Genomic DNA, 21,868 nt, shown 5'->3' with positions numbered 1-21,868 from the left:
GTCGGTGAGCTCGCTCAGCTCACCGGTCACGGTGGACACGACGGGGATCGCGCCGGCGCCGAACGACAGGCTCCGCACCACTTCGCGGAACTCGTCCAGCATCGGCGCCATCAGCGGGGAGTGGAAGGCGTGCGAGACCCGCAGCCGGGTCGTCCTCCGGCCCAGCTCGGTGAAGTGCGCGGCCACGTCCGCCACGGCGGCTTCGGTGCCGGACACGACCACCGACCACGGGCCGTTGACCGCGGCCAGCCCCACTTCGGCCTCGCGATGTTCCAGCAGCGGGGCCACCTCGTCCTCGCTCGCCCGCACCGCGAGCATCGCGCCGCCCTCGGGCAGCGACTGCATGAGCCGCCCGCGCGCGGCCACCAGCCGGGCCGCGTCCGCCAGCGACAGCACGCCGCAGACGTGCGCGGCGGCGACCTCACCGACCGAGTGCCCGGCGAGCAGGTCCGGACGCACACCCCACGACTCCAGCAGCCGGAACAGCGCGACCTCGACCGCGAACAGCGCGGGCTGGGTGAACTCCGTGCGGTTCAGCGCGTCGGCGTCCTGGCCCCACACCACCTCGCGCAGCGGCCGGTGCAGGTGGGGGTCGAGGGCATCGGCGGCCGAGTCGAAGGCGTCCGCGAACGCGGCGAAGCGGGCGTGCAGCTCGCGGCCCATACCGATTCGCTGCGAGCCTTGCCCGGCGAAGAGGAACGCCAGCCCGCCTTCCACCGCCTTGCCATGCACCACGCCGCTGGGCGCTTTCCCGGACCACCTGCGCAACGCCTCCGCGGCCTCGGACGGCTCGTCGACGAGCACCACAGCGCGGTGCTCGAACGCCGTGCGCCCGGTGCACAGGGAGAACGCGATGTCGGCCGGGTGCTCCGCGGTGCCGTCGAGGTTCGCGGCGAGCCGCGCCGCCTGGTCGCGCAGCGCTTCCTCGGAACGAGCCGAGAGCACCCACGGCACCACACCGCCCCGCGGCTCGGACTCGCGTTCCGGCTCCGGTTCCGGCTGTTCGAGGACGACGTGCGCGTTCGTGCCGCTGATCCCGAACGAGGACACCCCGGCCCGGCGCGGACGGTTCCGCTCCGGCCACGCGGTCGGCTCGGCCAGCAGCCGCACGCGGCCGGACTCCCAGTCCACGTGCCCGGACGGCTCATCGGCGTGCAGCGTGCGCGGCAGCACCCCGTGCCGCATCGCCATGACCATCTTGATCACGCCCGCCACGCCCGCGGCGGCCTGCGCGTGCCCGATGTTGGACTTGACCGACCCCAGCAGCAGCGGCTCCTCGCGGTCCTGGCCGTAGGTCGCCAGCAACGCCTGCGCCTCGATCGGATCGCCCAGCACGGTCCCGGTGCCGTGCCCTTCCACCGCGTCGACCTCCTGGGCGGACAGCCCGGCGCCGGCCAGCGCCTGCCGGATGACCCGCTGCTGGGAGGGACCGTTCGGCGCGGTCAGCCCGTTGGAGGCGCCGTCCTGGTTGACCGCGCTGCCCCGCAGCACCGCGAGCACCCGGTGCTCGTTGCGCCGCGCGTCCGACAGCCGTTCCAGCACGACCACGCCGACGCCTTCGGACCAGCCCACCCCGTTCGCACCGGCCGAGAACGCCCGGCACCGGCCGTCCGGGGACAGCCCGCGCTGACGGGAGAACTCGACGAACGTGCTCGGCGTGGACATCACCGTCACCCCGCCGGCCAGGGCCAGCGAGCACTCCCCCGACCGCAGCGCCTGTGCGGCCAAGTGCATGCCGACCAGCGAGGACGAGCACGCGGTGTCCACCGTGACCGCCGGGCCCTCCAGGCCGAGGGTGTAGGAGACGCGGCCGGAGGCGATGCTGCCCGCGCTGCCGCTGCCCTGGTAGCCCTCCAGGTCCGGATCGTCGAGCAGGGTGGCGTAGTCGTTGTACATGACCCCGGCGAACACCCCGGTGCTGCTGCCGCGCAGGGACGCCGGATCGATCCCCGCCCGCTCGACCGCCTCCCAGGACACCTCCAGCAGCAGCCGCTGCTGCGCGTCGGTGGCCAGCGCCTCGCGAGGGCTCATCCCGAAGAACGCCGCGTCGAACTCGCCCGCGTCGTGCAGGAAGCCGCCGGAGCGCGTGTAGGACGTGCCGTGGTGGTCGGGGTCGGGGTGGTGGAGCGCGTCGAGATCCCAGCCGCGGCCGGTGGGGAACTCGCCGATCGCGTCCGCGCCGTCGGCCATCAGCCGCCAGAGGTCCTCCGGCGAGGTGACACCGCCCGGGTAGCGGCAGGCCATGCCGACGATGACCACCGGGTCGTCGGTGACCGCAGTGAGCGCGGCTGCCGGCGCGGTCGACTCGGCCGGAGTGCCGAACAGCTCCTCCTCGACGTGCCGGGCCAATCCCTCGGCGCTGGGGTAGTCGAACACGACGGTGGCCGCAAGCCGCAGCCCGGTCAGGGAGTTGAGCCCGTTGCGCAGCTCGACCGCGGTCAGCGAGTCGATCCCGAGCTCCTGGAATGCCTGCCTCGCCGGCACGTCCTGCGGTCCGGAGTGGCCGAGCGCCCGGGCGGCCTGCCCGCGCACCAGATCCAGCAGCACCGCCGCGCGCTCGTCGACGGGCAGTCCCGCCAGCCGCTCGGCGAGCGCGCGGGAGGCACCGCTGCCCGCGGAGGTCCGGCGCGTGCGAGTGGTGACCAGACCACGCAGGACCGCGGGGACGATCTCCTGCGATCGCAACGCCGCGAGGTCCAGCAGAGCCGGCACGACCACGGCGTCCTCAGTCGCGGTCGCCAGGTCGAACAGCCCGAGGCCCTGGCGGACCGGGAGCGGCGGCAGGCCCGAACGCACCATCCGCTCGCGGTCGACGTCGCTCAGACCGGCGGTCATGCCGCCGGTTTCCGCCCACGGCCCCCAAGCCAGCGAGACGCCCGGCAGCCCGGCCAGGCGCCGGTGCTGGGCGAGCGCGTCGAGGAAGGCGTTGGCGGCGGCGTAGTTGCCCTGCGCCGGAGAACCGAGCGTCCCCGCGAGCGAGGAGAACAGCACGAACGCCGAGACGTCACCGGCCAGCTCGTGCAGGTTCCACGCGGCGTCCACCTTCGGCCGCAGCACGGCCTCCAGCCGTTGCGGCGACAGCGAGCCGAGCACGCCGTCGTCGAGCACCCCGGCGGCGTGCACCACGGCGCCGACGTCGTAGCGCTGCAGGAGCGCGGCCAGCGCGTCGCGGTCGGCCACGTCGCAGGCGGCCACCTCGACATCGGCGTCCATCGCGGTCAGCTCGGCGACCAGCGGCACCACGCCTTCGGCCGTCCCGCCGCGGCGGCTGACCAGCAGCAGCCGGCGGACGCCGTGTTCGGCGACCAGGTGCCGGGCGACCGCGCCGCCCAGCCCGCCGGTTCCGCCGGTGATCAGCACGAGGTCGTCGGGGTCCCATGCCGCGGGCCGGGCGGACTCCGCGATCCGGGCGAGCCGGGCGGCCGACAGCACACCGTCGCGTACCCGCAGTTGGGGTTCGCCGGAGGCGAGCGCCTCCGCGATCAGGCCGGGGTCCGGTGCGCCTGCGTCGAGATCGAGCAGGACGAAGCCACCCGGGTTCTCCCGCTCGGCGGTGCGGACCAGGCCCCACACGGCGGCCGCGGCGAGGTCCCCGCCGTCGGTGGCGTGCCGGGTGACGAACACCAGGCGCTGCCCGGCGGGCTTGTGCTGGATCTTCTCCAGCACGTGGGCGGTCAGCGCATGCGCCGCCTCGTCGATCGGGCCGCGGCCCGCCGCGACGGGGACGAGCACGACATCGCGGCCTTCCGGGATACCGGCATCACGAAGGGCCTCGGCCAGCCCGAACCCGTCCCCTTCGACGGCGGCGGCGAACTCGCCGCCGTCGGCGCTCACCGGCGTCCACTCCAGCCGGAACAGCGAATCCTGCTTCGGGGCGGCGGGTTCGCCCGCGGCGCGCAGCGCCAGCGACTCGACCGTGGCCACGGCCGCACCCGACGGATCGGCCAGGGTGAGCGCCACCGTTCCGTCGTCGGCCGGGACGACCCGCACTCGCAGCGCGGACGCCCCGGCCGCATGCAGGGACACACCGTCCCAGGAGAAGGGCAGCCCACCCCGCTCGGCCTGCCCCCGGAGCTGCGAGATCACGTGCAGGGCGGCGTCGAACAGCGCCGGGTGCAGGCCGTAGGCGGCGGCGTCCGCCCGTGCGCTCTCCGGCAGCTCCACTTCGGCGAACAGCTCGTCACCGCGGCGCCATGCGGCGGTCAGCCCGCGGAAGGCCGGACCGTACTCGAAGCCGGCTGCGGCACTGGCGCCGTGGATTCCGTCCGGGTCGACCGCTTCGGCCCCAGTCGGTGGCCACGCGACCAGCTCCGCGCCGACCACGGCGCCGGAGGTGAGCGTCCCGCTCGCGTGCATGGTCCACGGTTCCTCCGGGTCGCCTTCCCGCCGCGAGTACACCTCGACGGGCCGCCGCCCGGATTCGGGTACCCCGAGCCGTACCTGCAACTGCACCGCACCGGATTCGGGCAGTACCAGCGGCGCGGCCAGCGTCAGGTCCGCGATCCGGTCGCAGCCGACCTCGTCGCCCGCGCGCGTGACCACCTCCACGAACGCCGTGCCCGGCAGCAGCACAGAGCCGCCCACCACGTGTTCGGCCAGCCACGGCGCGGTGATGCGGGAGAGCCTGCCGGTGAACAGCAGCTCGCCCGACTCGGCCACCTCGACCGCCCCGCCGAGCAGCGGATGCCCGGCCGGACGCACGCCGATCGAGGTGGCATCGCTCGCCGCCGTGGTCGGCACGGGCCAGAACGACTCGTGCTGGAAGGCGTAGGTGGGCAGCGGCACGCGCCGCGCGCCGGGGAAGACCGCCGGCCAGTCCAGCTCGACACCGCGTGCGTGCAGCCGGGCCATCGCCTCGAACGCGGTGCGCTCCTCGTGCTTGTCCTTGCGCAGCAACGGGAACGCGGCCGAGCCGTCCGGGGCGGACTGCTGGGCGAGCGCGGAGAGCACGGAGTCCGGTCCCAGTTCCAGGAACGTGGTCGTGGCCAGCTCGTGCATGGTCCGCACGCCGTCAGCGAAGCGGACCGCCTCGCGGACGTGACGCACCCAGTAGTCCGGGGTGGCGATCTCGGGGCCCGCCACCGCACCGGTCAGGTTCGACACCACGGGGATCTCCGGTGCGCTGAACCCGAATCCGGCGATCTCGGCCGCGAAGTCAGCGAGCATCGGTTCCACCAGCGGGGAATGGAAGGCGTGCGACACTCGCAGCCTGGTGGTCTTGCGGTCTTCGAAGTGCCGCGCGATCTCGCGCACCGTCTCCTCGGCGCCCGAGATCACCACCGAACCCGGGGCGTTCACCGCCGCGATCGAGACCTCGCCGGTCAGCAGCGGCAGCACCTCGTCCTCGGTGGCCCGCACCGAGATCATCGCGCCGCCGGGCGGCAACGCCTGCATGAGACGGGCCCGCGCGGCGACCAGCTTCGCCGCATCCGCCGGCGACAGCACACCGGCCACATGCGCGGCCGCGATCTCGCCAATGGAATGTCCAGCCAGGTAATCCGGCCGCACACCCCACGACTCCACCAACCGGAACAACGCCACCTCGACCGCGAACAACGCAGGCTGCGAAAACTCCGTCCGGTTCAGCGCATCGGCATCCTCACCCCACACGACCTCCCGCAACGGGCGGTCGAGGTGCTTTTCCAACTCGGTGAGCGTGCTGTCGAAAGCCTCGGCGAACGCCGGGAAGCGGGCGTGCAGATCGCGCCCCATGCCGAGCCGCTGCGAACCCTGCCCGGAGAACAGGAAGGCGAGCTTGCCCTCGGCTTCCTCGCCCTCGGTCAGCAGCGGGTCGGCTTCGCCGGTGGTCAGCGCGGCCAGTCCGCGCAACGCGTCGTCGCGGTCGCCGGCGACGACCACCGCGCGGTACTCGAAAGCGGACCGGGTGGTTGCCAGCGAGTACCCGAGGTCGGCCCGGGAGAGCTCCGGGTGGGCCTGGACGTGGCCGAGCAGCCGGGCAGCCTGCGTACGCAGCGCCTGCCGGGTCCGCCCGGACAGCACCCACGGCAGCACGCCCGCGTCGGCCTCCGCGCGCTCGACCGGTTCGGACGCGGGGGCCTGCTCCAGGATGACGTGCGCGTTGGTGCCGCTGATCCCGAACGACGACACACCCGCGCGCCGCTCGCGTCCCGTGTCGGGCCACTCGGCCGGCTCGGCCAGCAGCTCGACCGCGCCGGCCTCCCAGTCCACGTGGGACGACGGGATCGCGGAGTACAGGCTCTGCGGCAGCACCCCGTGCCGCATGGCCATGACCATCTTGATCACACCCGCCACGCCCGCGGCAGCCTGCGTATGACCGATGTTCGACTTCACCGAACCCAGCAGCAGCGGAACCTCACGGCCCTGGCCGTAAGTGGCCAGCAACGCCTGCGCCTCGATCGGATCACCCAACGTGGTCCCGGTCCCGTGCGCCTCGACGACATCGACCTCGTCGCCGGATAGACCGGCACTCGCGAGCGCCTGGCGGATGACCCGCTGCTGCGAAATGCCGTTGGGCGCGGTCAGCCCGTTGGACGCCCCGTCCTGGTTGACCGCCGAACCGCGCAGCACCGCCATGATCTCGTGGCCGTTGCGACGGGCATCCGACATCCGCTCCAGCACCACGATTCCGACGCCCTCGGACCAGCCGACACCGTCCGCCGCATCCGAGAACGCCTTGCAACGCCCGTCGAGTGCCAGCCCGCGCTGGCGGGAGAAGTCCACGAAGGTGCTCGGCGTGGACATCACCGTCACGCCGCCTGCCAGCGCGAGCGAGCACTCCCCCGCGCGCAACGCCTGCGCCGCCCAATGCATCGACACCAACGACGACGAACACGCGGTGTCCACCGTCACCGCCGGACCTTCGAACCCGAAGGTGTAGGCGACCCGGCCGGAAGCGACGCTCGGCGCGCTCCCGTTGCCCCGGTAGCCCTCGAACTCCTCGCCGGGAAGCATGGTGCCGTAGTCGTTGTACATCACCCCGGCGAACACCCCGGTCCGGCCGCCGCGCAACGACACCGGATCGATCCCCGCCCGCTCGACCGCCTCCCAGGACACCTCCAGGAGCAACCGCTGCTGCGAGTCGGTGGCCAGCGCCTCGCGAGGGTTCATCCCGAAGAACGCGCGGTCGAACAGGTCGGCGTCGTGCAGGAACCCGCCTTCGCGCACGTGCGTGCGGCCCGGCGTCTCCGGGTCCGGGTCGTAGAGGGCGTCGAGATCCCAACCCCGATTGGCCGGAAAACCCGTGACCCCGTCCCCACCATCCGACACCAACCGCCACAGATCCTCCGGCGAAGCCACCCCACCCGGATAACGGCACGCCATCCCGACCACGACGATCGGATCGTCCTCGATGCGCGCCGGCACAGGCGCGGTGACCACCTCGACCTCGGCGCCGAACAGTTCGTCGTGCAGGTATCCGGCAAGCGCGGTCGGAGTCGGGTAGTCGAAGACCAGCGTCGCGGGCAGGCGCAACCCGGTGTCGGCGTTGAGCCCGTTGCGCAGTTCCACCGCGGTCAGCGAGTCGAACCCGAGGTCCTGGAACTGCCTGGTGGCGGGCACCGATGACGCCCCGGAGTGGCCGAGCACCACCGCGATCCGCCCCCGCACGAGCTCCAGAACCGCCTCGCGCCGCTCGTCGGCGGGCAGCCCGGCCAGCCGGGAGGCCAACCCGTCGGCCGCCGCCGAACGGGCGGCGGTACGGCGGACCGGAGTCCGCACCAGGCCGCGCAGCAACGACGCGACCTCGCCTCCCGCCCGCAGCGCGGCGAGGTCCAGGCGCACCGGCAGCGGCGCTGCCTCGGCACCCGAAACCGCGGCGTCGAAGAGCGCGAGACCCTGTTCCAGTTCCAGAGGAACCATTCCGCTGCGGGTCAGGCGTTCCACGTCCACGTCGCGCAACGACCCGGTCATGCCGACGTCCTGCGTCCACGGCCCCCACGCCATCGAGGTCGCGGCCAGCCCGGCCGCACGCCGGTGCCGCGCCAGGGCGTCGAGGAAGGCGTTGCCCGCGGCGTACCCGCCCTGTCCGGCGCTGCCGAAGCTCGCCGCGACCGACGAGAACAGCACGAACGCCGTCAGCTCGTGGTCACGGGTGAGCTCGTGCAGGTTCCACGCGGCGTCCACCTTCGGCCGCAGCACGGCCGAGACCCGATCCGGTGTCATCGCACCGACCACGCCGTCGTCGACGACACCGGCGGTGTGCACCACGGCACGCAACGGCCGTTCGGAGGGGATCGAGTCGATCAGCTCGGCCAGCGCGGTGCGGTCGGCGACGTCGCAGGCGCGCACGGTCGCCTCCGCGCCCAGCTCGCGCAAGTCCGCGACCAGGTCCGCGGCTCCCGGCGCGCCGGCTCCGCGGCGGCTGAGCAGCAGCAGGTGCCGGACACCGTGCGCGCTCGCGAGGTGCCTGGCCAGGGCGCCGCCCAGGCCACCGGTGCCGCCGGTGATCAGCACGGTGCCCTCGGGCTCCCAGGTGATCCGCTCGTCCGGCACGCTCGACCGCGCCAGCCTGGCCGCCAGCACCTCCTCGCCGCGCACCAGCAAGTCGTGCTCGTCGGCCGCCAGCGCGGACGGGATGGCCCGCGGCGAAGCCGCGTCGTCGGCCTGGACGATTCCGAACCGGCCGGGGTTCTCGGTCTCGGCCACCCGCACGAGCCCGTGCACGGCTGCCGCGGCGGGGTCGGTTTCCGCGCTGCCGGTGGCGAACACCAGGCGGGCGCCGGCGAAGCGCTCCTGCGCCAGCCACTGCTGGATCAGTGCGAGCGCGCCGGTGGTGAGCTCGTGCGCGGAGTCGGCGAGTTCCGAGCTGCCTGCAACCGGCACGACGACCCGCTCCGGCACCTCCGCCAGCTCGTCGAGCTCGGCGACGTCGTGCACCTGGACTCCGGCCGAGCGCAACCGGTCAGCGAGGTCAGATTCTCCCAGCACCGCAACCGAGTCCGGCTGCGCGCCGGTCCGGACCGAATTCCAGTCCAGCCGGAACAACGACTGCCGCGCGATGGTCTCGGCACCGAGCCGCTCGGCCGGAACTTCCCGCGCCAGCAGGGATTCGAACGTCGCGACCGGCGCACCCCGGTCGTCGGCGACGACGACCTCCACCGCATCCTCACCCGCGCGCGAGATCCGTGCCCGCACGGTGGAGGCACCCGAGGCGTGCAGCGCGGCGCCCTCCCAGGCGAACGGCAGACCGCCCCGGCTGATCGGTCCCAGATCCTCGAACGCCGCGGCGTGCTGCGCGGCGTCCAGCAGCGCCGGGTGCAGGCCGAAGGCGGACGCCTCGGCGTCGTCGGGCAGGGCGACCTCGGCGAACACCTCGCCGGCACGGCGCCACACGCGACGCAGCCCGCGGAAGGCCGGGCCGTAGTCGAAGCCGATCTCGGCGAGCCGCTCGTAGCAGCCGGTCAGGTCGACCGCCTCGGCGCCGGTGGGCGGCCACTCGGTGAGCGCGACCGGCTCCGGCGCACCGGTGCTCAGCACTCCGGTGGCGTGCCGGGTCCACTCGCCGAGCTCGTCGGCGCGGGCGAACACCTCCAGCGCCCGGCGCCCGTCCTCGTCCGGCGCCGCGACCCGCACCTGCAACCGGACGGCGCCCTCGGCGGGCAGCTCCAGCGGCGCAGCCAGGGCGAGCTCCTCCACCCGCGCGCACCCCGCCTCGTCGGCCGCACGGATCGCCAGCTCCACGAATCCGGTGCCCGGGAACAGGACCCGGCGGCCGACGACGTGATCGGCCAGCCAGGGCTGGGTGTGGACGGACAGCTCGGCGCCGAACAGCAGTTCGTCGCCACCGGCGAGCTCCACGGCGCGCCCCAGCAGCGGGTGCCCGTCACCGGCTACAGGGCCGGCGGCGAGCGCGTCACCGCTGGCTCGCCCGGAGCCGTGCGGCCAGAACCGCTCGTGCTGGAAGGGATAGGTCGGCAGGTCCACGCGCCGCGCACCGGTGCCTGCCAGCATCGCCGCCCAGCGCACGTCGACGCCGGCCACGTGCAGCCGGGCGAGCGCGTGGGTCGCGGCGACCTCTTCGCGGCGGCCGTTGCGCAGCAGCGGCACGGCCACCGCCGGTTCGGCGGTCTCGGGCACCATCGCGGAGAGCACCGCGTCCGGGCCGAGCTCCAGGTGGGCCCGGACCCCGCGGTCGTGCAGCACCCGCACCGCATCGGCGAAGCGGACCGCCTCGCGGACGTGTCGGACCCAGTGGTCCGGTGACGAGAGCTCGGCCGAGTCCACCGCCCGGCCGGTCAGCGTGGACACGATCTGGATGTCCGGCGCTGCGAAGGGCAACCCCGCCACGACGGAGCGGAACTCCTCCAGCATCGGCTCCATCAGCGGCGAGTGGAAGGCGTGGCTCACCGCGAGCCGCTTGGCCTTCAGGCCCCGTCGCTCGCACTGCGAAGCGATGCCGACCAGCACCTCGTCGGCACCGGAGAGCACGATCGAAGCCGGTCCGTTGACCGCCGCGACACCCACCCGCTCCTCGTGCCCGGCGATGATCTCGGCGGCCTCGGACTCGCCGGCCTGCACCGCGAGCATCCCACCGCGCTCCGGCAGGGACTGCATCAGCCGCCCACGCGCGGCGACCAGCTTCGCCGCATCCGCCAGCGACAGCACACCGGCCACATGCGCAGCCGCGATCTCACCGATCGAATGCCCCACCAGGTAATCCGGCCGCACACCCCACGACTCCACCAACCGGAACAACGCCACCTCAACCGCGAACAACGCAGGCTGCGAAAACTCCGTCCGGTTCAGCACATCGGCGTCCTCGCCCCACACGACCTCCCGCAGCGGGCGGGGCAGGTGAGGATCGACTTCGGCGAGCACGGCGCCCAGGGCTTCGGCGAACACCGGGAAGCGGGCGTGCAGATCGCGCCCCATGCCGAGCCGCTGCGAACCCTGCCCGGAGAACAGGAAGGCCAGCAGGCACTCGTCGGCGGCCAGCCCGGTCGCGGCTTCGGTGAACCCGTCGGCGCCGGCCAGCAGCACCGAGCGGTGTTCGAAGGTGGACCGGGACTCGGCCAGGGTCAGCGCGATGTCGGTCGCCGGAACGCCGGGATGGTCGGCGGCGTAAGCCTTGACGAGGTCGACGTGCGCGGCCAGCGCCTCCGGGCTGCGAGCCGAGACTGGCAGCGCGATGACACCGGGCTCGATGCCGTGCGCGCGAGGCTCCTCAGCGACGGCAGCCGCCTGCTCGAGGATGACGTGCGCGTTGGTGCCGCTGATCCCGAACGACGACACACCGACACGACGCACGCGGCCGGTATCGGGCCACTGCCGGGCAGAACTCAGCAGCTCGACCGAACCTGCCGACCAATCCACCTTCGACGACGGCGCATCCACGTGCAGGCTTTCCGGCAACACTCCGTGCCGCATGGCCATGACCATCTTGATCACACCCGCCACGCCCGCGGCAGCCTGCGTGTGACCGATGTTCGACTTCACCGAACCCAGCAGCAGCGGAACCTCACGACCCTGACCGTATGTCGCCAGCAACGCCTGCGCCTCGATCGGATCACCCAACGTGGTCCCGGTCCCGTGTCCCTCCACCACATCCACATCGGACACATCCAGGCGCGCACTGTCCAACGCCGCACGAATCACCCGCTGCTGCGACGGACCATTCGGCGCCGTCAGACCATTCGACGCACCGTCCTGGTTGATCGCCGAGCCCCGCACCACTGCCAGCACCGGATGCCCGTGGCGTCGCGCATCCGACAACCGCTCCAGAACCAGCACGCCCGCGCCCTCGCCCCAGCCGGTGCCGTCGGCGGCCTCGGCGTAGGGCTTGCACCGGCCGTCGGCGGCCAGTCCCTTCTGCGAGGTGAACGCGACGAACGGTCCCGGCGTCGCCATCACCGAAGCACCGCCGGTCAGCGCCAGGGAGCACTCCCCGCCGCGCAGCGCCTGCACCGCCCAGTGCAGCGCCACCAGCGAGGAAGAGCAGCCGGTGTCCACCGTGGCCGCCGGGCCTTCCAAGCCGAACAGGTAGGACAGCCGGCCGGAGATCACGCTGGCCGCGTGCCCGGTCGTGGAGTACACCTCCACGTCCTCGTCGGATGCGGCGATGACCTTGCCGTAGTCCTGTCCGGTGGTGCCCATGAACACCCCGGTCTGGGTCCCCCGCAGGGAGGCCGGGTCGATGCCGGAGCGCTCGACCGCCTCCCACGCGGTCTCCAGCAGCAGGCGCTGCTGCGGGTCCATGGCGACCGCCTCGCGCGGGGAGACGCCGAAGAACCCGGCGTCGAAATCGGCCACGCCGTCGAGGAAACCGCCTTCCCTCGCCAAGCTCGCACCCTCGCCGTCGCCTGCGAGCCGGGCCAGGTCCCAGCCGCGGTCGGCAGGGAAAGCCGAGAGCGCGTCGCGGCCCTGCTCGACCAGGTCCCACAGCTGCTCCGGCGTGCTCACCCCGCCCGGGAACCGGCAGCCCATGCCGACGATCGCGATCGGCTCGGCCGAGGCCGACACCAACCGCTGGTTCTGCTCGCGCAGCCGCTCGATCTCCTTCAGCGAGGAGCGGAGCGCTTCGACGTACTCGTTGTCGGAGCCGGTCATCAGGCTCTCTCCCGCCTCAGTCGCCGGTGCCGGTCGCCAGTCGCAGCAGGCTCTCGGCATCCATGTCGTCGATCGAATCCGCCGGTACCCCGGCCGCCTCGGGCTCCTGCCCGCCGTCCTCGGCCAGCCGCAGCACCATGTCCAGCAGCCCGGCCTGGCGCAGCCGGCTGAGCGGGATCGTGGCGAGCACCTCGCGGATGCGCGCGTCCGGGTCTTCGGGTCCCTCGTCGGCCGCGGCGTCGCCGAACAGCTCGGCGGCCAGCAGGTTCGCCAGCGACGACGGGGTGGGGTGGTCGAAGACCAGTGCCGCGGGCAGCGGCAGGCCGGTGGCCGCGCGCAGCCGGTTGCGCAGTTCGACCGCGGTCACCGAGTCGAACCCGACGTCCTTGAACGCGCGGGAGGCCGGGATCGCCTCCGCCCCGTCGTAGCCCAGGGTCGCCGCCGCTTCGGCCCGCACGAGGTCGAGCAGCGCGCGGGAACGCTCCGCCGCGGGCAGTCCGGCCAGCCGCTCGCGCAGGCCCGATCCCGCGGCCCCGGCGGGCTCGGCCTCGGCGGCTCGCAGCGCTTCGCGGACCTCGGCCAGCTCCGACAGCAGCGGGCTCGGGCGTACCGAGGTGAAACCGGGCGCGAACCGCACCCAGTCCATCGAGGTGACCACGGCGGTCGCGACACCGTCCACAATGGCCTTGCCCATCGCGTCCAGCGCCTGCTCCGGGCGCATGGCGACCACGCCGTGCCGCCGCAGACGCGCACCCACCGCCGCTTCGGTGGCCATGCCCGCCTCGCCCCAGGTGCCCCACGCGATGGAGGTCGCCGGGAGCCCGCTCGCGCGGCGGTGTTCGGCCAAGCCGTCCAGGAACGCGTTCGCCGCGGCGTAACCCGGTTGACCACCGCTGCCCCACGCGGCCGCGCCGGAGGAGAACAGCACGAACGCGTCGAGCTCCCGGTCCCGCGTCAGCTCGTGCAGGTGCAGGGCGGCGTCGCGCTTCGAGCGCAGCAGCGCCGCGAGCTGGTCGTCGGTCAGCTCCCGCACCGCGTCGTCGCCTTCGGCCACCCCCGCGACGTGGAACACCGATGTGAGGTCGTCGATACCGCCCAGGACTCCGGAAAGCTGTTCGCGGTCGCCCGCGTCGCACGCCGCCACGGTCACCTTCGCCCCGAGCATCTCCAGCTCGGAGGCGAGCTCGTCCGCGCCGGGCGCTCGCGGTCCGCGCCGGCTGGTGAGCACCACGTGCTCGGCGCCGCGCTCCACCGCCCACCTCGCCACGAAGCCGCCGACGCCACCGGTGCCGCCGGTCACCAGAACCGTGCCGCGCGCCCGGAACTCCTCCGGTCGCGCGGGCGGGGCGTGCACGAGCCTGCGGCCGAACAGGCCGGACTCGCGGACCGCGACCTGGTCCTCATCGCCCGAAAGGACCGCGCGGAGTCCGCCGACCACCCGCTCGTCCACAACGTCGGGCAGGTCCACCAGCCCGCCCCACATCTCGGGATGCTCCAGGGCGACGACCCGGCCGAGTCCCCACACCCCGGCCTGCTCGGGGTCCACGTCCTCGTCGCCGATCGCGACCGCGCGGCGCGTGACCGCCCGCAGCGGCACGTCCAGCCCCGCGTCCAGCAGGGCCTGCACCAGCCGCAGCGTCGCCGACAACTGGGCCGGGACCTCGCCCGGTGCCGACGGCTCGACCTCGCTCAGCAACGACACCACGCCGGTGATCTCGTGCTCCGCGGCCACTTCCGCGAGCCTGTACGCCAGCTCCGCGCGCTGCTCGGATCCGGCCGGAAGCACCACCACGTCCTCGCCGAGGCCGTCGACGACCGCCGAGACCCACCTGTCGAGGGACTCCGGCACGACCACCAGGCGCATCCCGGTAGCCGCCGGCTGCGGCTCGGCCAGCCGGGTCCAGCCGACCCGGTACCGCAGCGAGTCCACCACCGCGTGGTGCCGCCTGCGCTCACGCCACTGCGACAGGGCCGGGAGCACGGTGCCCAGCACGGCGCCGTCGATCCCGAGCTCTTCGGCCAGCGCTTCCGGCCGGCCGTTCTCCACCAGCTCCCAGAACGCCGAGTCCGGCTCGTCCCCGGTCCTGCGCCGCGGGGTGAGCCAGTAGCGCTGGTGCTCGAACGGGTAGGTCGGCAGCTCCACGGTGCGAGCAGGCTCCCCGGTGAACAGCGCCGTCCAGTCCACCGCGACGCCGTGGGAGTACGCCTCGGCCAGCGACAGCAGCAGCCGGCGCGGGCCGCCTTCGTCTCGCCGGAGCGTGCCGAGCACGACCGCCGGGTCCGGGCAGGCGGCGTCGATGGTCTCCTCGACCGAGGACGCCAGCACCGGGTGCGCGCTGCACTCGATGAACACGCGGTGCCCGTCGGCCAGCAGCGCGCGCGTGGCCTGCTCCATCCGCACAGTGCGGCGCAGGTTCGCGTACCAGTAGTCGGCGGTGAGTTCGGTGGTGTCGATCCGCCCGCCGGTCACGGTCGAGTAGAACGGAATCCCGGCCGGACGCGGCGAGATCGCCGACAGGACCTCGGCCAGTTCGTCGCGCACCCGCTCCACGTGCGGGCCGTGCGAGGCGTAGTCCACGGCGACCTCACGGGCGCGGACTCCCTTGTGCCCGCACTCCGCGATCATCTCGGCCAGCGCCTCGGGTTCGCCGGACACGACCACCGACGACGGGCCGTTCACGACCGCCACGGAGATCCGGCCGTCCCACGCGCCGATCAGGTCGGCGACCGCGTCCTCGGAAGCCGCCACCGAGACCATGCCGCCCTGCCCCGCCAGTGCCAGCAGGGCCTTGCTCCGCAACGCGACCACCCGCGCGGCGTCGTCGAGCGACAGCGCCCCGGCCACGTGCGCCGCGGCGATCTCGCCCTGTGAATGGCCGATGACCGCGGCGGGCTCGGTCCCGTGCGCCCGCCACACCTCGGCGAGCGCGACCATCATCGAGAACAGCGCGGGTTGCACCACGTCGACGCGTTCGACGAGGTCCGGATCGGCCGATCCGCTCAGCACCGCGCGCAGCGACCAGTCCACGAACGGAGCCAGCGCGCGTTCGCAGTCGTCGATGCGCGCGGCGAAAACCTCCGACGAGGCCAGCAGGTCGCGGCCCATCCCCCACCACTGCGCACCTTGGCCGGGGAACACGAACACCGGTCCCGCACCACCGACATCGGTGCCCTGCACCACGTTGGTGGAGCTGCCCGACGACGACAGCGCCTCCAGGCCCGCGGTGAGCTCGGCCCGGTCTGCGCCGACGACGACCGCGCGGTGCTCGAAGCTGCTGCGCGTGGTCAGCAGCGACCAGGCGAGGTCGGCGGGCTCCGCTTCCACCAGTGGCAGCAGCCGGGCGGCCTGCTCGCGCAGCGCGGTGCCCGAACGGGCCGACAGCACCAGAGGCACGACCTCGTGGACCGGCGCGACCGGCTCACCGTCGACCGCCTCCTCGGCATCCGCCTGCTCCAGGATGACGTGCGCGTTCGTACCGCTGATCCCGAACGCCGACACCCCCGCGCGGCGCGGGCGCCCGTGCCACGGCCACTCGACCGCCTCGGTCAGCAGCCGCATCCGGCCGTCCGACCAGTCCACGTGCTGGGTGGGCCGCTCGGCGTGCAGCGTCGGCGGCAGCACCCCGTTGCGCAGGGCCAGCACCATCTTGATGACACCCGCGATGCCCGCGCTGGCCTGCGCGTGCCCGATGTTGGTCTTCAGCGAACCCAGCCACAGCGGACGCAGCGGGTCGCGGTCCTCGCCGTAGGTGGCCGCCAGCGCCTGCGCCTCGATGGGGTCGCCGAGCGCGGTACCGGTGCCGTGCGCCTCAACGACGTCGACCTCGCCCGGTTCGACACCGGCGTTGGCCAGCGCCTGGCGGATCACGCGCTGCTGGGCGGGTCCGTTCGGGGCGGTGAGCCCGTTGGAGGCGCCGTCCTGGTTGGTGGCCGAGCCGCGCACCACCGCCAGCACCGGGTGCCCGTTGCGCGTCGCGTCCGAAAGGCGTTCCAGCACGACGACGCCGACGCCCTCGGCCAGGCTCATCCCGTCCGCGCCCTCGGCGAAGGCCTTGCACCGCCCGTCCGCCGAGAGCGCACCGAGCCGGCTGAAGCCCAGGAAGTCCTGCGGCCCCGCGATGACCGTCGAGCCTGCCGCCAGCGCCAGCCCGCTCTCCCCGCTGCGCAGCGACTGGCACGCCAGGTGCAGCGCCACCAGCGACGACGAGCACGCGGTGTCCACCGTCACCGCCGGGCCCTCCAGCCCGAGCAGGTAGGAGATCCGCCCGGACAGGACGCTGGCGGCGGCGCCGGTGATGAACTGCCCCTCCGTGCCGTCGGCGACTCCGAACGCGCCGGCGCTGTAGCCCTGGTGGCTCGCCCCGACGAACGTGCCGGTGGCGCTGCCGCGCAACGTCTCCGGCACGATCCCGGCGCGCTCGATCGCTTCCCAGGCGGTTTCCAGCAGCAACCGCTGCTGCGGGTCCATCGCCCGGGCCTCGCGCGGGGAGATCCCGAAGAACGCGGCGTCGAAACCGGAGGCGTCGTCCAGGAAGCCGCCACGCACCGAGTACGTCGTTCCCGCTCGGTCGGGGTCCGGGTCGTAGAGCCCGGCGGTGTCCCAGCCGCGGTCGGCGGGGAACTCCGAGATCACGTCGGCTCCCTCGGACACCAGTCGCCACAGCTTCTCCGGGCTGTCGGCACCGCCGGGGAACCGGCACCCGATGCCGACGATGGCGATGGGCTCATCGGAGGCGGCGACCGCGGTCGCGGCGTGGGCTTCCCGCTCGCCGGAGAGCTGCGAGCCCAGGTGCACCGCCAGCGCCGACGGCGACGGGTGGTCGAAGACCACGGTGGTGGGCAGGGTCGTGCCGGTCGCGCGCACCAGCCGGTTGCGCAGCTCGACGGCGGTCACCGAGTCGAACCCGATCTCGCGGAACGTCCTGCGCTCCGCCAGGCCCGCGCCGTCCGCGTGCCCGAGCACCGCCGCGGCCTCGCCGCGCACCAGTTCCAGCAGGGTCCTCGCCCGTTCGGTTTCGGAAAGCGCGAGCAGCCGGTCGGCGAAGCCCTGGGTGCCGGTGGCCGCAGCGGTCCGGCCGGCCTGCCGCACCTCCGGCACGTCGTCGAACAGCGTCGTCGGCCGGCCGGAGGTGAACACCGGGTGGTAGGTGTCCCAGTCGATGTCGGTCAGGGCCAGCACCGAGGCGTCCTCGTCCAGGGCACGCTTGAGGCCCGAGTACGCCGTGTCCTGGTCGAGGATCCGCAGTCCGGTGCGCCGCACGCCGTGCCGGTCGGCCTCGGCGAGCTCCGGCGAGTCCGGCCACTTGCCCCAGTGCAGGGACAGCGCGGGGCGCCCGCGCGCCCTCCGGTTCTCCGCGAGCGCGGCGAGGTAGGCGTTGCCCGCCGCGTACGCCGCGTGCGACCCGCTGCCCCACATGCCCGCGATCGAGGAGTAGAGCACGAAGGCGTCCAGCTCCTCCTCGTCCAGCAGTTCGTCGAGATGCCGGGCGCCGGCGACCTTGGCGTGCACGGTCTCGGCGAAGTCCTCCAGCGTGGTCTTGTCCAGGGTGTGCAGACCGATGACCGCGGCCGCGTGCACGACGGTGCGGATCACGTGGCCTTCTGCCCTCAGACGGTCCAGCATCGCCGCGACGGCATCGCGGTCGGTGACGTCGCAGGGCTCCACGGCCACCGCCGCGCCGTGCTCGGCGAGCTCGGCCACCAGTTCCGGCATCCCCTCGGCGGCGAGCCCCCGCCGCGAGGTGAGGACGATCCGTTGCGCACCCTGCCCGGCCAGCCACCGCGCCAGATCCGGCGCGATGGCGCCGGTTCCCCCGGTCACCAGGACGGTGTCACGCGGCGCCCAGTCCCGGACCGGGCGTGGCGGCGCGGCCCGCACGAGGCGGCGAGCGAACACCCCGGCCGACCGGACCGCGAGCTGGTCCTCGCCGTCCCGCTGCGTCAGCGCCGCGGCCAGCAGCCCGGCCGGGCGCCCGTCGAGAGCGGCGGGCAGGTCCACACTCCCGCCCCAGCGCTGCGGATGCTCCAGCGCGGCGGTCCACGCGACGCCCATCACCTGCGACTGCACCGGGTTCGGCAGCGACTCGTCCGGTCGGCAGCGCACCGCCTCCCGCGTGAGCGCCCACACCGGGGCCTGGACTCCGGCGTCGCCGAGCGCCTGCACCAGCGAGACCGTCAGAGCCAGCCCGAGCGGCATGGCCGGGTACCGCTCGCCCGGCCGCTCGGCGAAGGCCAGTGTCGACACGATGCCGCTGAGACCGTCGGTGTCGGTCAGCCTGGCGGCGAGAACGTCCCGGTCGACGCAGGATTCGTCCAGCACGAGGCGCCGGACGTCGGCGCCCTGGCCTTTCAGCGCCTCGAGCACGTCGTCGTCCGCTGCCTCGGCGGTTGTGACCAGCAGCCAGTCCCCGGCGAGCGGGGCCGACCGCAGACCCGCGAGCGGCTTCCACCGCACCTCGTAGCGCCAGGCGTCGGACTCGGCGATGCCCCGGCGTTGGTCGTGCCACGACGACAACGCGGGCAGGACGGCTTCCAGTGCCTGCTGGTCGACGTGCAGGTCCGTCGCCAGCGACTCGGCATCGCCGCGCCGCACGGCCTGCCAGAACCCGGCGTCCTCGGCCTCGCCGGGCGCCGGAGCGGTCCAGAACCGCGCGCGCTGGAAGGGGTAGCTGGGCAGCTCCACCGCGCGGCCCCGGCCCAGCCCGTGCTTCCAGTCCACCGCGGCTCCGCGCACGAACGCCGAGGCCACGGAGGTCAGGAACCGGTCCATGCCGCCGTCGTCGCGGCGCAGCGTGCCGACCGCGACGGCGGGCTCGGCGTGGTGCTCGATGAGCTCCTGCATCCCGCCCAGCAGCACGGGGTGCGGACTCACTTCGATGAACGCGCGGTGCTGCTCGTCGAGCAGTGCCTCGATCGCCGGGGCGAACAGCACGGTCTCGCGCAGGTTGCGGTACCAGTACGCGGCATCCAGCTCACCGGGTTCGGACCACCGCCCGGTGGTGGTGGACAAGAGCGGGATGCGTGCCGCCTGCGGCTCGACGCCGGCGAGCTCGGCGAGCAGTTCCTCGCGCAGCGTCTCGACGTGGGCGGAGTGGGAGGCGTAATCGACCTGGATGCGCCGCACCCGCACACCGTCCCGGGCCAGCTCGCCGAACAGCTCGTCCAACGCCTCGGGGTCGCCCGAGACGGCGACCGAACGCGGCCCGTTGACCGAGGCGACCGAGATCCCGCGCGGCGCCACCAGCGGTTCGACCTCGGCGAGCGGCAAGGGGATGGACAGCATCCCGCCCGCCCCGGCCAGCCGCCGGGCGATGGCCTGGCTGCGCCGGGCCACGACCTTCGCGCCGTCGGCGAGCGACAGCGCGCCCGAGACCACCGCGGCGGCGATCTCGCCCTGCGAGTGCCCGACGACCGCATCGGGCCGGAGGCCGTGCGAACGCCACAGCTCGGCCAGCGAGACCATCACCGCGAACGTCGCGGGCTGCACGACGTCGACGCGCTCCAGGGAAGGTGCGCCGTCGGCTTCGCGCAGCACGTCGGTCAGCGACCAGTCCACGTGCGGGCGCAGCGCCTGCTCGCATTCGGCGATGCGGTGGGCGAAAACATCAGAGCTCGTCAGCAGGTCAGCGCCCATCCCGGCCCATTGCGAGCCCTGACCGGGGAAGACCAGCACCGTGCCGCCGTCCACATCGGCCGTTCCCTCGACCACGTCGGCGCCCGGAGCGCCGCCGGCAGCCGAGCCGAGTGCGGTGACCAACTCGTCGCGCCCGCGTCCGAGGACGACAGCCCGGTGCGCGAAGACCGAGCGGGCGCTGACCAGGGAGTGCCCGACGTCGCGGGCACGTAGCTCCGGGTTCCGCTGCACGTGGTGCAGCAACCGCTCCTCCTGCTCCCGCAGCGCGCCTTCGCTGTGCGCCGAGACCATCCACGAGACGACCGGGCCGGTCCGGTCCGGTTCCTCCGCGCCGGTGTGCTCCTCGGTCTGCTCAACCGGAGCCTCCTCCAGCACCGCGTGCGCGTTCGTCCCGCTGACGCCGAACGACGACACCGCAGCGCGCCGAGGCCGCTCACCCCGGGGCCACTCGACCTGTTCGGTCAGCAGCCGCACCGCGCCGGACTCCCAGTCCACGTGCGAGGACGGACGCTCGGCGTGCAGCGTTCTGGGCAGCGCCCCGTGCCGCAACGCCTGCACCACCTTGATCACGCCCCCGACCCCGGCGGCGGCCTGCGTGTGTCCCACGTTCGACTTCAGCGAGCCCAGCCACAGCGGCCTCTCGCGGCCCTGCCCGTAGGCCGCCAGCAACGCCTGCGCCTCGATCGGGTCCCCCAGCCGGGTTCCCGTGCCGTGCGCCTCGATCGCGTCCACATCGGACGGACGCAGGCCGGCCGCCCGCAGCGCCTGCTCGATCACCCGTTGCTGTGCCGGCCCGTTCGGCGCGGTCAGCCCGTTGGACGCACCGTCGGAGTTCACCGCCGACCCGCGCAGCACCGCAAGCACGCGGTGGCCCTTGCGGCGCGCGTCGCTGAGCCGTTCCAGCACGACGACACCGGCGCCCTCGGCCCAGCCGGTGCCGTCGGCGTCGTCGGAGAACGCCTTGCAGCGGCCGTTCGCCGCCAGCCCGCCCTGCCTGCTGAACTCCACGAACAGCGACGGGTCGGACATCACGGTGACCCCGCCCGCCAGCGCCAGCGAGGACTCGTCCTCGCGCAGCGACCGGGCCGCCAGGTGCAACGCCACCAGCGACGACGAGCACGCGGTGTCCACCGTGAGCGCCGGGCCCTGCAATCCCAGCGCGTAGGCCAGCCGTCCGGACATGACGCTGGAGGCGGTGCCGGTCATCGTGTAGCCCTGCAGCTCATCGGCCACAGCCTGCGAGCGGCCCCAGTGGTAGGCGCCGACGAACACCCCGCCCCGCGTGCCGCGCAGCGAGTCCGGCGCGATCCCGGCGTTCTCCACCGCCTCCCAGCACACCTCCAGCAGGACGCGCTGCTGCGGGTCCATCGCCCGCGCCTCGCGCGGGGAGATCCCGAAGAAGTCAGCGTCGAACTCGTCGGCGTCGTGGAGGAAACCGCCCGAGGTGGTCGCGCTGTCCCGCGCCAGCCGCGCGAGGTCCCACCCGCGGTTGGCGGGCGGACCCGAGATCGCGTCACCGCCGCCTGCGACGAGCTCCCACAGATCCTCGGGCGTGCGCACCCCGCCGGGGTAGCGGCAGGCCATCCCGACCACCGCGATCGGCTCGCGGGCCCGGCCCTCCAGTTCGTCGATGCGCCTGCGGGCGTGCCGCAGGTCGACGGTCATCCGCCGCAAGTAGTCGACGACTTTTTCCTGCTGGTCTTCCTGCAC

2 protein-coding genes (1 of these 2 running past the window's edge) are annotated in these 21,868 nt (G+C 73.7%); both read right to left on the bottom strand.

Annotated features, from left to right (window positions below; translation table 11 throughout):
* On the bottom strand, positions 1-12,585 hold the 5' portion of the coding sequence (locus HUO13_RS14985) for an SDR family NAD(P)-dependent oxidoreductase (RefSeq protein ID WP_432757840.1). Its footprint begins 8,094 nt before the window's first position; 12,585 of the gene's 20,679 nt are visible here — the first part of the coding sequence; its start codon is at positions 12,583-12,585; the stop codon falls past the left edge of the window.
* Complete coding sequence (locus HUO13_RS37425) at positions 12,542-21,868, bottom strand: type I polyketide synthase (RefSeq protein ID WP_249124832.1); 9,327 nt, start codon at positions 21,866-21,868, stop codon at positions 12,542-12,544. Before HUO13_RS37425 ends, HUO13_RS14985 begins: the two co-directional genes overlap by 44 nt.

This window comes from Saccharopolyspora erythraea (assembly GCF_018141105.1).
GTDB lineage: Bacteria > Actinomycetota > Actinomycetes > Mycobacteriales > Pseudonocardiaceae > Saccharopolyspora_D > Saccharopolyspora_D erythraea_A.
This window is presented reverse-complemented; position numbering and strand designations above follow the sequence as displayed.